This is a genomic window from Thiomicrolovo immobilis (assembly GCF_039645955.1).
In the GTDB taxonomy this organism is placed as follows: Bacteria; Campylobacterota; Campylobacteria; order Campylobacterales; family Sulfurimonadaceae; genus Thiomicrolovo; species Thiomicrolovo diazotrophicus.
Genome location: NZ_CP147916.1, coordinates 1850664 through 1866387 on the forward strand (window position 1 = coordinate 1850664; position 15724 = coordinate 1866387).

A 15724-nucleotide genomic window follows, 5' to 3' on the forward strand; every position below is an offset into this window, starting at 1 on the left:
CGCGTCACAAACGAGGTATGTATGTCCCTGCTGATCAACGATGAGTGTATCGCCTGCGATGCCTGTAGAGAAGAGTGCCCGACCGAAGCAATCGAAGAGGGGGATCCGATCTACATCATCGACCCCGACCGCTGTACCGAATGTGTCGGTACTTACGATGAACCGGCGTGTATCGCCGTCTGCCCGGTCGACTGTATCGTCCCGGACAAAGACAACGTTGAAACCGTAGCTGAACTGAAATTCAAACACGACCAGATCATGGCCGAGTACGAGGACTGATTCCGCTACGCCTTCCTATTTGCGCCGGGCGCCCTAGCGCTTGTGCGCCTGCAACGCCGCTGACGCGCGTCTGCTCTTCAACACGAAATAGCCCCATAACGTCACCCCGTATCCGAAAATACTCAGCATGACGACCCCCACGGTCACAGACTCGAACAGTGCCTTATGTGCAAAACTGTCGGGGATCATATGCACGAGGATAATGGATAGCGCCCCCTTCATGCCGCTGAAGGTCAGAATGAACCACCCCTCGAAGCCTACCGGTTTGATCAGATTGAAACGGTGGCCGAAAAGGGCGAATTTTGCCATGGAGAGTGCACGGATCATCGTCGTCGCGGCGAACATCGCAAGAATCTCGTAACGGTAATACCACAGCTGTTCATAATCGACGATCTCCGCCAGGGTAAAGAAGATCATCACCGTCGCCAGGTACCCGAACTCCTTCGCCATCTCGAAGATATACTCCAGGCGCTGTTCCGTCGTCGCATGGTATCCGCCGAAACGGAGCTGGTGATAGAGCTGCTGCAGCCGGTAGCTCTTCGTTTTACGCGCGTCGCGTTCACCGCTGCGCCGGATGTCGGCGTCGATCCAGGCCTTGGTGGCGATGATCGCGGCGATCAGGGTCAAAATACCGCTCACATGCATCTCCTCGCCCAGCACGTAGGCGGCATACCCTTCGACAACAAAGATAAAGAACTCCCCGCGTTGATGTTCGACGAGCTTCATCAGCAGGTAGAACCCGAACCCCATCGCGACCCCGAGACCGAGACTGACGGCGAAGACCCGTACGGCATCGAACGACGCCGCCACCGGGTCGATCGACCCGCTAAGCATCCACGGCAGCCCGACGAAAAAGAAGGCGATGACCGCCGTCGCGTCGTTCCCCAGAGACTCCCCCTCGATCAACACCTTGAGATCGTGGCTGATCCCCTCAAAGCGCGACAGCACGGACTGGACACTCACCGCGTCGGTCGCCATGTTGATCGCGAACAGCGCCACATAGCCTCCCAGGCTCAGCGGCGCGAAGAGTTCCAGCTGATAGAGGCTCGCTCCTGCCGCAATAGAGAGTGCAACGGCAAAGACCGCCAGGTAGAAGATTTCGAATCCGAATCGCCGGACATCCTTGAAATGCAGATGCAGGGCGTCGCCCATAAAAATGAGCGGGATACAGAGCAGGATCACCGTATCAAAATGGGCGCGCAGATCGAGCGGGACGGCGGCAGGGAACATCTGGTAGACCAAGTAGGAGCCGATCAGCAGCAAAAAGACCGACGGGACTTTCAGACGATCCGCCAGCGTATCGGAGACGACGACCACGGCCAGGAGGGTGATCAGCATGATTTCGGGGGCAAATGAGTGCATAAGGCGTCCTGTTTTTCGCCATTATAGCGTGTCGCCTGCCGTCAAATGGGCTCCTGCCTCCCTCCTCTTGGCGGACTCTGAGGCGGAATTTTGTATAATCCACCAAAAAAGGCTCACCTATGGCGAAGCGTACCGCGATCATCGATATCGGGTCCAACTCCGTTCGAATGGTGGTCTTCGAAAAAAGCAGCCGCTTTGCCTTCTCGCTGCTGCATGAGTCCAAGAGCCGCGTCCGGATCAGCGAAGGGGCCTATGCCGATGAGGGCAACCTCCAGAGTGCCGCCATCGACCGCGCCCTGGAGGCTCTCGGCGAGTTTCTCAGCATCGCCCGCGCCTACGGTAGCCGCAAACTGCTCTGTGTCGCCACCTCCGCGGTGCGCGACGCCCCCAACCGCGCCCTCTTCCTCTCACGCGCCCGTAACGAGCTCGGCCTGCAGATCAAAGTGATCGACGGGGAGAAAGAGGCGTATCTCGGCGGGGTCGCTGCGGCCAACCTTCTTCCGGCCATGAGCGCCCGCACTATCGATATCGGCGGCGGTTCAACGGAATACGCCTGTATCGCCTCCGGGAACGTCCTGCAAAGCGCCTCGCTCAACCTGGGCACCGTCCGGCTCAAAGAGCTCTTCTGCGACCGGGGTGACCTTGACGGTGCCCGCGCCTATATCGATGCGCAGTTCGCCGCCATGCCGCCGGTGACGAGCCCTATTGTCATCGGCATCGGCGGCACCTTCCGCGCCCTGGCCCAGATCATCCAGAAAAACCAGGGGCATCCGATGAAGAAGCTGCACGCCTTCACCTTTGGGGCCGACGCGCTGATGGCACTGGGGAAGAAGATCCTCGCCGCCCCCGACGACGAGGCCCTCAAACAGCTCGGCGTCAAAAAAGAGCGCTACGACGTCATCCGCCCCGGCACCCTGATCCTGATGCGCTTTTTGCAGCATGTCGGCTGCGAGACCCTCGTCACGAGCGGTGCGGGGGTGCGCGAGGGGCTCTACCTCACCGACCTCCTGCGCCACAACCGCCACCGCTTCCCGGCGGGCTACAACCCCTCTTTACGCTACCTGCTAGACTGCCATACGATCGAAACAACCTTTTCCAACCAGCTCCCGACCGTCGCCATGCGCCTGTTTGACCTGCTGCAGGCCCCCATGCACCTTCCCGACGAGACCCGGCGGCTCCTCAAGATCGCAGCCCAGCTCGCCAAAGTCGGCGCGTCAGTCCATTTCTACTCCTACCACAAGAACAGCCAGTACCTGGTCGAAAGCGCCCTGGAGTACGGCTACAGCCACGAAGAGATCATGACCGTGGCAGCGCTGGTGCGCTACCACAAAACGCGGAAAATCGCCAAACCCTTTTACAGCGACTATCAGCGGCTGCTCCCGAAGGCGAAGATCCTCAACCGTCTCAACCTGCTGCTCGCGCTCTCCGACGCCCTGCTGACCCACCGGCCGCGCAACATCGACTTCGAGCTGACGCTCGATGACACGGGTGTCCTGCATGTCCGAGCCAAAGAGGGCAGCTCCCTCTATCTTGCCAAAGAGCAGATCGCACGGCTGGGCATCGAAAAAGAGCTGACGGTTCAGATCGCGTAGCAGCGGCGGCAACGCCGCATGGCGTTTGATGACAGGGAAGGGACAGCTTAGAAGCGCTGTCCGATGGTAAATTCGAAGTGGGAGATCCGGTCGTCCGTTTCCGGGTTGATCGGGTTGGCGAAGACCAGCTGCAGCGGTCCCATCGGCGAGAACCACTCCAGAGAGACACCGTATCCACCGCGGGAGAACTCCGACAGCGACGAAGTACCGATCCAGCCCCAGTCCAGGAAGGTCGTCAGGCGCATCTTCGCCTTCGGGGCCAGCGGGAAGCTCAGCTCGGCGTTATGCGAGAAGGTCTGTTTTCCCCCCAAGCGGACATTGTCGCCGGAAATGGCATTGCGGTAGTACGGCATGGAGTAGGACTCGTAGCCGCGGACCGACCCGAGCCCGCCCATGTAGAACCGCTCCGCCAGCGGCAGGTAACCCGTATCGCGGGCGAGGTAATAGCGCGCTTTGTAGCGGAAGATCAGGTCAAAGCCGAGCCACTCGTCCAGCCCGTTGTATTTGCTCAGTTCCGTCCTACTCTTGACATAGTTCGCCTGGGCCCCGAGCCCGGCACGCTCGATGCTCTCCGAGATCGCCCACCCACTCCGCGCGACATAGTAGTCATCCGTATTGTCGAAGCTCATCGCCACCGAGACGGCGCTCTTGGCATAGCTCTCGAAAAAGCGCTGCTGATCCTGTGCGTAGAGCGACAGGTTCACGTCCCGGTAGTTGACGTTGGAGTAGGTGTAATTGAGGAACCCGGAGATGTAGCGGCTGAAACGGTGTCCCGTTCCCAGGGAGACCCCGTCGGAGTGGGTCGTATAGTCGTTGTACTGGAAATCGCTATAGAAAATCGAGAAGTTCCCGCTGAAATCGCTGTCGTTGAGGCGCGGATTGGAGATGTTGAACGAATAGTTGTTCGAACGCTGGGAGCGCTCCAGCCGCAGCCCGGTAGTGATCCCGGAACCGAAAATGTTGCGGTCGTTGACCCCGACACTGAGCATGAACCCGCCGTAACTGCCGTACCCGCCCCCAAGCTGGATATTGCCCGTCGGCGCCTCTTTGACCTTGACGACAAGGTCCATGGAGTGGTCATCGACCCGTTTCTCCTCGATGGTGTTGGCGTCAAAATAACCGGTACGCCCCAGGGCGTTGCGCGAATCTTTCAGATCCGTCAACGAATAGAGGTCACCCGGCCCCAGGTAGAGTTCGCGGCGGACGATGCGGTCGAGGGTACGGTTGTTCCCCGAGATCACGACGTTGCGGATCCACACCTTTTCGCCCGGAATAATGCGGTAGACGACCTCGAGCGTGCCGTGTTCTTTGTCCTTGCGCAGGTCGGGAAGCACCCGGACGTAGGCGTAGCCCAGGTCGGCGATCTTCGTCTTGATCCGCTCCGCGTCATCCCGGAAGGTCTTGATATTGAACGGCTGCTCCGTCTCGAGGGTAATGACGTCGCGCAGGACGGCATCGTCAATGACGTGCGTCTGCTGGTGCAGCTCGATCGCCTTGGTAATGTAGACCTGCCCCTCGCTGACCTGGTAGCTCATCTCGGCGGTATAGTCGTCGAAATCGATCCGGGTAAAGGGGGCATCGACCTTCGCGTCCATATAACCGTGCTGCATATAGGTATCACGGATACGCATCGGGTCGTATTGCAGCTGGTCGAGCATCATCTTCCCGTCGTTGCGACCCCAGAACCATCCCATGAATTGATGCTCTTTATTGGCGATGTTTTCATCGAAAACGTCAGGGTCAAGCCCTTCCACGCCGCTGAAGTTCAGCTTTTTAATCAGGATCGTCTCGCCCTCGTTGACGACGAAGGTGACGGCGACGGAACCGTTATCAAGATGCTCCGTTTCGATCTCGACGACGGAGTCGATCTTCCCCTCCTGCGAGAGGTTGTCGACAATGCGCTTCTTCGCCGCCTCGAGCTTTTTCGGATCGTAGAGAGTGCCCTTTTTCAGCTGGACGACATCTTTCAGCGTATCCTCGTCCTTCTCTTTCCACCCCTTGAGCTCGATGCGCGAAATGACCGGCTTCTCAGTGAAATGAAGGGTCAGAACACCTGCGTCGTACGTCGCGTAGATGTCCGTGAAATATCCCTGCCCGAAAAAGCGCTCGATCGTCTTGTCGACCTTCTCCGTCTCCAGCGGCGTCCCCGCCTTCTGCACCAACAGCTGTTCGGCCACCCCCTCGGAGATGTGGACCAGCCCTTCGAATTGTACTTTTTCAACGGTTTCGGCGGCGAACGCGAGCGTCGCTGCCGTTAAAAACACCGCTATCAGTGCCGACCACTGTTTCATCAGAACCCTATATGCATATTTTCTTGTTTTTTGGAAACAAGGATTCTACCAGCCCGCAGGTTAATAGGACGTAAAAAGCCCCCTCTAATCCTGCGGGCGCTACAATAAGCGCGACATTAAGGAGGTGTGATGACACTGGGAATTATCGGACTGGGACTGATGGGTGGCTCGCTGGGAATGGACCTGCGGCAGCTTCCCTTCGTCAATGAGGTGATCGGACACGACCACAACGCCTCCCACTGCGACACGGCGCTGGAGCTGGGACTCGTTGACAGGGTCGTCGATTTCGACACCGTCTTGCAGTGCGATACGATCTTCCTTTCCGTCCCCGTCGACGGCATCATGAGCATCCTGCAGCAGATGCCCGGACGCATCAACGCGGACGCGACCGTCATCGACCTGGGCAGTACCAAAGCCCGCATCGTCGAGAGCATCCCGGAGAGCATCCGCCACAACGTCATCGCCGCCCACCCCATGACCGGGACCGAGAACTTCGGCCCCCAGGCGGCGGTCTCGGGACTTTACAGAGACAAGGTCGTCGTCCTGTGCGACATGGCTGATTCGGGCAAGCCCCAGCAGGAGACGGCCGTCCGGCTCTTCTCGGGCCTGCACATGCGGCTGCACTACATGCGCGCCCACGACCACGACCGCCACGCCGCGTTTATCAGCCATATGCCCCATGCCATCTCCTACTCCCTGGCCAATACGGTACTGAACCAGGAGGACAAATACAACATCCTCGCCCTGGCAGCGGGGGGTTTCCGCTCCATGAGCCGCCTGGCGAAGAGTTCGCCTAACATGTGGGAGGATATCTTCCGGCAGAACAAGGAGCACCTCCTCGAAGCGATCAGCCTCTTCGAAAATGAACTAGACGCGATGAAAAAGGCGATCAAGGAGGAGGCGTGGCAAGAGGTGCATGACCGCCTCGAAACGGGCAAGAAGCTGCACGAGATCCTTTTATGACCGAAGCGAACACGATTCTCCCGCAGAATCTCCAGGACCTCATCGCCAACCTCTCCTTCGTACAGGCCGTGCCGCTGGGGACCCAGCAGGGGATCCCCTTCGTCGCCGTCAAGGTCGCTGACAATAACAGTAAGCTCCTGGAGGACAACGCCGTCACCTGCGAGTTTAAACCTTCCATCTTCAACGTCGACTATAAGGGGCAGACCATTGCGCTGTGCATTGTGCAGTTCCGCCTCAACGGCTCCGACCGCCACATCTACACCGCCAGCTACGATCTGCATAACGACAAGCAGTACAGCGACTGCCACGACCTGCTCGCCATGACACAGTACGGCCTGCTCGTCGCGACGAACGATGTCCACACCTTCTTGCAGTTCGATACGAACTTCGACGGTACCTTTAACCCGCAGCAGATGATCAAAGAAGCCCGCGCGAGCGCCTCCGATTACGACCCGCTGCTTTTCAGCGAGGTCTCCTACGGTCTGACGATGCAGGCCGATACGCCTGCACACCTCTGGGAGTACCTGGAGACGATCGCCCCCGCCCTGCACCGCTGGTACGCCCGGATGCAGCTGCAGTCCGAAAAGGTCGAATGAACGCCTTCGATCTCATCGTCGCCGGCAGCGGCGCGGCCGGGATGATGGCCGCCATTGTCGCGGCCCGGCAGGGCAAGCAGGTACTGCTGCTCGAAAAACTCTCCAAACCCGGCGCCAAGCTCAAAGCCACCGGCGGCGGCCGCTGCAACCTCACCAACACCCTCGACAACGCCAGCTTTATGGGCCGTTTCGGCCGTGACGGCCGCTTTATGACCCCGGCGCTGGAGGCCTTCGACCACAATGCCCTGATCGCTTTTTTCGGTGAGATCGGCGTCGAGACCCACGCTCCCGACGGTTACAGGGTCTTTCCCGTCACCCACAGCGCGGAGACGATCCTTTCGGCGCTGGAAAAGGAGCTTCATCGCCTCGGCGTGGAGGTCCGCTGCAACCAGAAGGTCGTTTCCGTCGAACACAACGGCGAGCATGTCACCGGGGTGAAGACGGAGACGGACACCTTCAACGCCCCCCATGTCGTGCTCGCCACCGGGGGGCTCGGCTACCCCCAGCTTGGCGCCGAAGGGGACGGCTACGCCCTCTCGCAGCAGGCGGGCCACACCGTTACCGAGCTCTACCCCGCCATGATGCCGCTGAAAACCAAAGAGACCTGGGTACAGCACTGCCGCGCCGATACGATCCCCAAGGTCACCATCAAAGTCGACCTGAAAAAAGCGAAGAAACTGCGCGCGACCGGGGACCTCATCTTTACCAAGACGGGCATCAGGGGTCCCGCCGTCCTCGATTTCGCCCGCGACGTCACCCCGCTGCTGGAGCGTTATGGCGAAGTGCCGCTGCTGATCAATATGACGAAGGGGATGAGCGAGGACGAACTGCTCAAACATTTCAAGGCGTACCAAAACGACCATCCCGACGCCGTCACGATCGACCTTGTCATGACCCTGCTGCCCGAGGCCCTCTCGCTGCAGCTCTGCGCCCTCGCCCACGCCGACCCGCAGGCGAAGTTCAACAAACTGGACGGCAAGGTGCGCGACGCCCTGCTCAGACGCCTCGCCTGGACCCCTCTTACCGTTACCGGCCACGACGGTTTCAAGTTGGCGATGATCACCCGCGGCGGCGTGTCACTCAAGGAGATCCGTCCCGAAACGATGGAGAGCAAACTACTGACAGGACTCTACTTCTGCGGCGAACTGATGAACCTCGACGGTCCCTGCGGCGGCTACAACCTGCAGTGGTCCTTCGCCAGCGGCTACCTCGCCGGGCATCTCGGCCATCTCCCCGTTCCGCGGTAACAATACGGAAATTTTTGTTGGAGTATAATGTGATAACCTCCTCAAAAGGCACCGTAATCAAACAGAATATCAACTCTTTTTCCATCGCTGAAGAGATCTGGCACGCCGTCACCCACGGGCTCGGCCTGCTGCTGAGCATCGCGGCGATGAGCATCCTGACGCTGCTCGCAGCTCAGAGCGGCAGCGGCAAAGCGCTCGCAGGCGCCCTGGTATTCGGCATTGCGCTTATTTTGATGTACGGCATCTCCACCCTCTACCACGCCGTCACCGCGCCCATGGCGAAACGGATTCTCCAGCAGCTGGACCACTCCGCCATATACCTCCTCATTGCCGGAACCTATACTCCCGTCTCCCTGCTCGGCATCCAGGGAGCATTCGGCTGGATCATCTTCGGCGTCGAATGGGGCGTCGCCGCACTGGGCATCTATCTGAAAGTGGCCTACCACGGCCGTTTTGAAACCCTCTCCCTCATCCTGTACGCCCTGATGGGGTGGCTGGTGCTCGTCGCCGCCAAACCGATGCTGGCGCACGTCGACACGCTCACCCTCTCCCTCCTGCTCGCCGGCGGACTCACCTATACCTTGGGGATTATCTTCTACGTCTGGGATTCACTGCATCTCAACCATGCCGTCTGGCACCTCTTTGTCCTCGGCGGCAGTATTTTTCACTTTTTCGTCGTCCTTTTTCTCATTCCAAGCCGATAGTTCCGCAGGCCGGGAAGAGCAGCGGTTTTAGGACGCACTTCTCTACTTTTGTGTACACTTGAGGGCATTACAGGCAAGGAAGGATCTTCAATCATGGCATCCAGGTGGTGGGAGCGCGCCGTCTTTTACCAGGTCTATCCCCGCAGTTTCGCCGACGGCAACGGCGACGGGATCGGCGACCTCCCCGGCATTATCGGTAAACTCGACTACCTGCAGTGGCTCGGCGTCGACGCCCTCTGGCTCTCGCCGCACTACCCCTCCCCGCAAATCGACGCCGGTTATGACATTACGGACTTCACGGCGGTCGAACCCGCCTACGGGACGATGGCGGACTTTGACCATCTACTTGAGGCGATCCATGCGCGGGGCATGAGGCTGATCCTCGACCTCGTCCTCAACCACACCTCCGACCAGCACCCCTGGTTTTTGGAGTCCCGTTCAAACCGGGAGAACCCCAAACGCGACTGGTATGTCTGGCATGACGGCGACGGGGAGGGTCCGCCCAACAACTGGCAATCGGAGTTCGGCGGCTCCGCCTGGGAGCACAATGCCCTTACCGGACAGTGGTACTACCATGAGTTTCTCAAAGAACAGCCCGATCTCAACTGGCGGAATCCCGAGGTCAAAGCCGCGATGTTCGATGTCGCGCGCTTCTGGCTGGACAAAGGGGTAGACGGCTTTCGCCTGGATGCTATAGGCACCCTCTACGAAGACCCCGCACTGACCCCGCAGACGAGCCGCTACAGCGCCATTGACGTACTGCGGCACAACTGGCTTCCCAAAGAGACCCGCGACGACCTGCACTACATGGACATCGTCCGCGATCTGCTCCGCTACCAGCACGAACAGCCCGAGGTGTTTGCCTTGATGCGCGACTTCCGGGCCCTGATAGACACCTATGACGACCGTTTTCTCGTCGGCGAAACATCGGACGTCCGCTTTCTGGGAAACGGCAGGGACGCCCTGCACGGCATCTTCAACTTCGATGATGTGGCCCTCCCGGAATTGACGCCCGGTGCACTGCGGAAGATCCGAAGTGCCTGGCAAACTTCCGTGCCCGACGGCGGCGCGTTCTGCACGACCCTGAACAACCATGATCAATCCAGGATCGCCACCCACTTCGCTGCGGGGGAGCGCTCCTTGCAGCAGTGCCGCATCGCACTCGCCGTTACCTTGTTGCTGGGAGGCATCCCTTTCCTCTATTACGGCGAAGAGATCGGCATGCGCGACTATGCCATCCAAAGCCTCGGCGAGCTGCACGACAGCGTCGGCAGGATCTACCGCGATCTCCGCCTGCAAGAAGGGATCGGCGACGCGCAGATCCTCACAGAGCTCGGCACCTTCTCCCGGGACCGCTGCCGCACACCGATGCAGTGGGACCGTTCCCCCAACGCGGGCTTTGCTCCGGCCGGCGTCAGGCCATGGCTCCCGGTCCATGACAACTACCTGGAGGGCATCAACGTGGCCGACCAGACCGCCGATCCCGACGCGCTTTTGCCTTTTTACCGGGAACTGCTCCATCTGCGCCGCACCTATCCTGCGCTCCAAACAGGCAGCTTGCTGGACCTCGATCCCTCAAACGAGGCGCTGCTTGTTTTCCTGCGCACTGCCGATGCGCAGCGCTGCCTCGTCATCCTCAGCTTCGCCTCCGAACCCCTACAATGCCACCTCGGATGCCGCGGACGTATCCTGTTCCCAGACATCCAGAAGCAAACCGGGATCGCGCCGGGACCGTACGACCTCCCCCCCTTAGGTGTCCTCATCGTTGCCATCGAAGAGAATCTGCACGACTCGGACCGTTTACCTCTTTTCGCTATGGTGTAAGGGACACCGTTTGCACTTCTCGCATGGGATTTGCATGTAGATTAACTTTGAATTTTTCACACCACGAAACACCATCACAGGAGGGTAGTCACATCTCTATTGTTCACTCAGAAGACATCCACATTCTGGCCACGGATCTCGACGGGACGTTCTTAGAAAGCGTCAACAAAGAAGACGATCCGCTTTACCGCTATTTGCACGACAATCCGAATATCATTCTTGTTTTCAACTCCGGAAGGAATATCGAACTGATCCTGCCGCTTTTGGACGACATGTCCATTCCGACCCCCCACTACATCATCGGCGACGTCGGCGCCTCCGTGCTTGACGGTGCGAACCTCGAACCCGTACAGCCGCTGCAGCACGACATCTCGAAACGGTGGTACAAGACCCTCGACTCCATCGCGGACCTGCGCGAGCAGCTTGAGACGCTCGAACGCCAGGACCAGCCCCAGGAGCGCCGGCTCTCCTACTACGTCACGAGCAGTACCATCCCCAGGGAGCTCGTCGACGAACTCAGCACCCGCGAGTGCGACGTCCTGCACTCCAACGAGATCTACCTCGACATCCTGCCCAAAGGCACCAGCAAGGGTTCCACCCTTGAAGCGCTGGTCGAACATCTGGGCGTGCCCAAAGAGCGGGTCATCGTCGCCGGGGATACCCTTAACGACCTGAGCATGTACCAGCACGGCTTCAAAGGCGTCGTGCTGAACAACGCCGAAACCCCGCTCAAAGAGGCGGCCAGCCAGATCGAGCACGCCTACTTTTCCAAGGCTCCGGGGACCCACGGCATCCTCGAAGCGATGCACCATTTCGGCATCGCCGAGGCGCAGGAGGTCGTCGAAGCACCCGCCCCCGCTTACGGCAACGCCGACCTCGTCATGGTCTACCACCGCCTCCCGTTCCAGGAGGTCGAAGAAGCGGGGAAGATCGTCCGCAAAAAACACACCAGTCCCAACGGCATCCTCCCCACCCTGCTGGGCTTCTTTGCCAACGGCGAAAAGGGTTCCTGGGTCGCCTGGTCCAAGTGCGAAAGCCGTACCCCTGAAGATTTCGAGAAACACGTCGAGGTGGACAAAGAGCGGTACGAACATCTCCGGGTCTGCCGTGTCCCGCTGACGGCGTACGACGTCAAGATCTTCTACGAGGTCTTCTCCAAAGAGGCGTTCTGGCTTCTGCTGCACTCCTTCCACGAGAAAGCCGTCTTCAACCACGACCACTGGAAACACTTCTGCGAGGTGAACCGTATCTTCGCGGAAAACACGGCGGCCGAGGCGGCCGAAGGCGCCGTCGTCTGGATCCACGACTACAACCTCTGGATGGTCCCGGGCTACCTGCGGCAGCTCCGTCCCGACGTCAAGATCGCCTTTTATCACCATACGCCTTTTCCGTCAGCGGACATCTTCAACATGCTCCCCTGGCGGCGCGACATCATCAACTCGCTCCTGCAGTGCGACTATGTCGGCTTCCACATTCCCCAGTACGTCGACAACTTCGTCAATACGGTCCGTTCCAACACCCAGATCGAAGTCAACTCCCGCAAAAATGCCGCGCCGCTGTTCAAAACCTACGGCTGCGCGATCGGCGTCGATGACTATGCCGACTCCTTTACGACCGAGCTCAATACGGTCCGCCTCGGCGCACACCCCGTCGGCATCAACTGCGGCTATATCGAAGAGCTGGCCTCGGGAGAACATGTCCAGTCGCTTTACAAGAAGATCCGCGACGAGATCGGCGACAACAAGCTGATCGTCTCCATCGAACGCACAGACTATACCAAGGGGCCGGTGGACAAACTCAAAGCCTACGAGCACTTCCTCGAAACCCACCCGGAGATGCGCGGTAAAATCAACCTCTTCATGGTCTGTACCCCGCCGGCCAAAGGGATGGCGATCTACGAAGAGATCACCCAGGACATCGCCTACCACGTCGGCCTTATCAACGGCCGCTTCGGTTCGTACAAATGGACCCCGATCCACTACGTCAACCGCGTCATCCCCTTTGAAGACGTCATTGCCTACAACTGCGCCGCGGACATCGGCTGGGTCACGCCGCTTCGCGACGGCCTGAACCTCGTCGCCAAAGAGTACGTCGCCGCCCAGCACGCCATCGGCGGTAATGGTGCGCTGGTGCTCTCCGAATTCGCCGGGGCCGCCGTGGAACTGCACGGTGCTTTCCTCGCCAACCCCTACGACAAAGTCGACATGAGCAGTACGCTGATGCAGGCCCTCGAAGCACCGGAAAAAGAACGGATCTCACGGCTGCAACGCATGTCGAATATCATCCACCGCTACGACGTCAATGCCTGGGGGCAGGACTTCCTTTCCAGTGTAACGGAGAGCGACTAAACCTTTCGGAGGAGTCCGACCCTCTCCTTTTCCGCGCGCCTTGACAAACCTGTGGGCCGCCGAAAACGTGGAGAGGGAGTTGCAATGCAGCATCCTATAAATATAGATGAAATTTCAGCACATGAGGGAATGGGACGTGTTATGAAAAGGTATCTCGGTTCCTTCACCATCGACATTTACGATCTCGGCGGGATTATGGAGACTCGCATCAATGACGAGGCCCGGTGGATCGTCGAGCAGTATATCCGCACGATCAACGATGTCGCCGATGTCGACCACACGAGTCTCGAGCAAAAGGTCTCCGGTGAGTACATCGACGAAGAGCTGGACCGGTATCGGAACCTGCAGTTTTCGTTTGTCATGTCCTCCGGCGGTGAACGCCATGCGCTGCTGCGGGAGTTGTTCAGGCATTTAAGGGACATCGACACCGGCTGCATGGCCAATGTCGAACTCGAACCTTATTTCGGAGTATAACCGGATGAACCTAGCCTTGCGGAGAATGCCGGCTTACGGCGTACCGAACTCTTTGATGACAAGATGATCCGCACTGCTGTCGGCAGGATTGTACAGTGCATTTGTCGACCCGACAGCCATCCCGGACGACTCGGCTCTGACCCACATACTGACGGTATGGCTGCCGGCCGAGAGGCCGTCGAAGATCCCCGTGATCGTCGCCGGATGCGAAGGGAGACACCCCTCTTCGCCGTACTGCAGCATCGAACGCGCAGGTCCCGCCGACGACGGCGTGTCGTCGACCCGCAGTTCGAAAACGACCTGATCGTCGGCAATGACCCCGACACAGATGCGGCCGCTGTACTGGATCTCGAGCACGGAGGCGTCCTGCTGCTTGACATAGCTCCCCATATCGCCTATTTTGACGAACTCCCCGACAAACGTCCCGGTAAGAGGGGATGTCGTCCGGGGGACGGCCAGGGTACTCCATCCCACCAGACCGATCGCGGCGATGGCGGCGGTGTTGGCCGAGATGCGGCTGTTGTTGTCGTTGATCTGCGTCGTATGCTCGCCGAAGTTGGCGTTGACCTCATCGGCGAGGGCCGGCGTATTGGCGACAAAGGTGTTCATAGGGCCCACTTCCCCCGCCTCAAGCACGCTTACCAGCAGCAGTACGGCTGCTGTCCCCGTGATGCCTTTCATCGTCACTCCTTTTGGCCAGGTTGAGCGGCGTTATTTGAAGACGCTGCCGAGCATCCCTTTGACCGCCTGCTGAACGTCTGCGGGATAAACGACGAATTTGCCGTTCTGGCTCTCGCTCAGTTTCTCCAGTGCCGCAATGTAGCGATCGCCGAGCAGGAACATGGCGGGCAGCTCCTTCTCCTGGATCGATTCCGAGATACGGGCGATCGCTTCGGCAGAGGCCTGGGCCAGTGCGACCTGGGCCTGCGCTTCGAGCTTGGCGGCCTCGAGCTTCCCTTCGGCTTCCAGGATCATGGCGTTCTTGTTCCCGTCGGCCTTGGTGACGACGGCACGGCGTTCGCGCTCGGCGGCGGCCTGCTGTTCCATCGCTTTTTGCATGGAAGGGCTCGGGCTGATGTCCTGGATCTCGACAGACTTGACGGTGACGCCCCAGTCGGCGACGTCGTCGATGATCTGCTCTTTCAGGCGGGCCTTGATCATATCGCGGTTGGAAAGCGCCTCGTCCAGCTTCATCTCCCCGATAATGGAACGCAGCGTCGTCATAACGAGGTTGACGATGGCCATGCGGAAATCCTCGACGCCGTAGACCGCGTCGGAGGGGCGCGTCACCCGGATGAAGGCGATGGCGTTGGTGAGGATGACGGCGTTATCCATCGTAATGACCTCCTGCTGCGGGACGTCGAGGATGATGTCCCGCGTCGTCATCCGCTCGCGCACGCCGTCGATGTAGGGGATAATGAGATTGAGCCCCGGGGTGAGGGTCCGGTAGAACTTGCCCAGCCGCTCGATGACCCACTCCTCGCCCTGAGGGACGACTTTGATCCCTTTGTAGAGCGTGACGATAATAACCAGGGCGAAGACGCCGATAAGATAGAGTGAAACCATTTAGTTCTCCTTGAGGGGGGTCACTTTGATCAGCTGGCCGCTGACGTCGACAATACGAACTTTGGTCCCTACGGCGAGCGGCTCGTCGGCGAAGGCGGGCCATTCGCGGTTGCCCAGGACAGGGATGTCGAAGAGCACTTTTCCCCTTTGGGGCGGTTCGATCCCCTCGGTGACGGTCCCCTTTGTGTCGACCCTGTAATTGGGCTGACCGCTCTCCGACACGGTCCGTTGCCGTATAAAACGCCACCACCCCACGACAAAGAGCGTGGAGAGGATCGACCAAATCAGCAGTTCCGTAGAAAATGAAAGATCAAAGAGATAGGCCAGCGTCCCCGTCAGGATCGCGGCGACGCCGATTCCCAGCAGCAGAAAGGTCAGCGCCATCGTCTCCAAACCGATCAGCACCATCCCCAGGATCACCCAGTGCCACCACTCCACGTTTGCGTTCAACCAATCGAGCATGCTTTACTCCTCCGTA

At 59.4% G+C, this 15724-nt stretch carries 14 protein-coding genes; 9 read left to right on the forward strand and 5 right to left on the reverse strand.

What is annotated here, in order from left to right; translation table 11 throughout:
- Positions 1–21: 21 nt before the first annotated feature.
- Positions 22–279: a YfhL family 4Fe-4S dicluster ferredoxin gene (locus WCX72_RS09565; RefSeq protein WP_231018856.1), complete on the forward strand. Its 258-nt coding sequence runs from the start codon at positions 22–24 to the stop codon at positions 277–279.
- A 33-nt stretch (positions 280–312) separates the two neighbouring features.
- Here WCX72_RS09565 and WCX72_RS09570 read toward each other — a convergent pair whose 3' ends face one another.
- Positions 313–1641, reverse strand: coding sequence for a cation:proton antiporter (locus tag WCX72_RS09570; RefSeq protein ID WP_345969569.1), 1329 nt, complete (start codon positions 1639–1641; stop codon positions 313–315).
- Between the two features lie 119 nt (positions 1642–1760).
- Between WCX72_RS09570 and WCX72_RS09575 the strand changes: the two genes are divergently transcribed.
- On the forward strand, positions 1761–3233 hold the full coding sequence (locus WCX72_RS09575) for a Ppx/GppA phosphatase family protein (RefSeq protein ID WP_345969570.1): 1473 nt from the start codon (positions 1761–1763) through the stop codon (positions 3231–3233).
- A 47-nt stretch (positions 3234–3280) separates the two neighbouring features.
- Here the strand turns inward: WCX72_RS09575 and bamA are convergent, their stop codons facing one another.
- Positions 3281–5524, reverse strand: a complete 2244-nt coding sequence (gene bamA, locus WCX72_RS09580) for an outer membrane protein assembly factor BamA (protein ID WP_345969571.1) — start codon at positions 5522–5524, stop codon at positions 3281–3283.
- 129 nt (positions 5525–5653) lie between these two features.
- On the opposite strand from bamA, the gene WCX72_RS09585 reads away from it, so the two are divergent.
- The 7 genes from WCX72_RS09585 (at position 5654) to WCX72_RS09615 (ending at position 13680) form a co-directional block, all read left to right on the forward strand.
- Positions 5654–6487 carry a prephenate dehydrogenase gene (locus WCX72_RS09585; protein WP_345969572.1) on the forward strand — a complete coding sequence of 278 codons (834 nt, stop codon included), beginning with the start codon at positions 5654–5656 and terminating at the stop codon, positions 6485–6487.
- Positions 6484–7083 carry a hypothetical protein gene (locus WCX72_RS09590; protein WP_345969573.1) on the forward strand — a complete coding sequence of 200 codons (600 nt, stop codon included), beginning with the start codon at positions 6484–6486 and terminating at the stop codon, positions 7081–7083. The genes WCX72_RS09585 and WCX72_RS09590 overlap by 4 nt, the downstream gene beginning before the upstream one ends.
- Positions 7080–8330 carry an NAD(P)/FAD-dependent oxidoreductase gene (locus tag WCX72_RS09595; protein ID WP_345969574.1) on the forward strand — a complete coding sequence of 417 codons (1251 nt, stop codon included), beginning with the start codon at positions 7080–7082 and terminating at the stop codon, positions 8328–8330. Before WCX72_RS09590 ends, WCX72_RS09595 begins: the two co-directional genes overlap by 4 nt.
- A 29-nt stretch (positions 8331–8359) precedes the next feature.
- Positions 8360–9034 carry a hemolysin III family protein gene (locus WCX72_RS09600; RefSeq protein WP_345969575.1) on the forward strand — a complete coding sequence of 225 codons (675 nt, stop codon included), beginning with the start codon at positions 8360–8362 and terminating at the stop codon, positions 9032–9034.
- A 93-nt stretch (positions 9035–9127) separates the two neighbouring features.
- Complete coding sequence (locus tag WCX72_RS09605) at positions 9128–10858, forward strand: alpha-glucosidase (protein WP_345969576.1); 1731 nt, start codon at positions 9128–9130, stop codon at positions 10856–10858.
- A 47-nt stretch (positions 10859–10905) separates the two neighbouring features.
- Positions 10906–13206: a glucosylglycerol-phosphate synthase gene (gene ggpS, locus WCX72_RS09610; RefSeq protein WP_345969577.1), complete on the forward strand. Its 2301-nt coding sequence runs from the start codon at positions 10906–10908 to the stop codon at positions 13204–13206.
- Between the two features lie 141 nt (positions 13207–13347).
- A complete protein-coding gene (locus WCX72_RS09615; RefSeq protein ID WP_345969578.1) occupies positions 13348–13680 on the forward strand; it encodes a hypothetical protein in 333 nt (110 codons plus the stop codon).
- Positions 13681–13713: 33 nt separating this feature from the next.
- Here WCX72_RS09615 and WCX72_RS09620 read toward each other — a convergent pair whose 3' ends face one another.
- From WCX72_RS09620 to WCX72_RS09630, 3 genes are read right to left on the reverse strand one after another with little or no spacing between them, the layout of a single operon-like run.
- Positions 13714–14361: a hypothetical protein gene (locus WCX72_RS09620; RefSeq protein ID WP_345969579.1), complete on the reverse strand. Its 648-nt coding sequence runs from the start codon at positions 14359–14361 to the stop codon at positions 13714–13716.
- 30 nt (positions 14362–14391) lie between these two features.
- Positions 14392–15246: an SPFH domain-containing protein gene (locus WCX72_RS09625; RefSeq protein WP_231018871.1), complete on the reverse strand. Its 855-nt coding sequence runs from the start codon at positions 15244–15246 to the stop codon at positions 14392–14394.
- The gene (locus tag WCX72_RS09630) at positions 15247–15708 is read right to left on the reverse strand and encodes an NfeD family protein (protein WP_231018872.1); all 462 of its coding nucleotides are present in this window, start codon (positions 15706–15708) and stop codon (positions 15247–15249) included. It lies immediately after the preceding gene.
- Positions 15709–15724 lie beyond the last annotated feature (16 nt).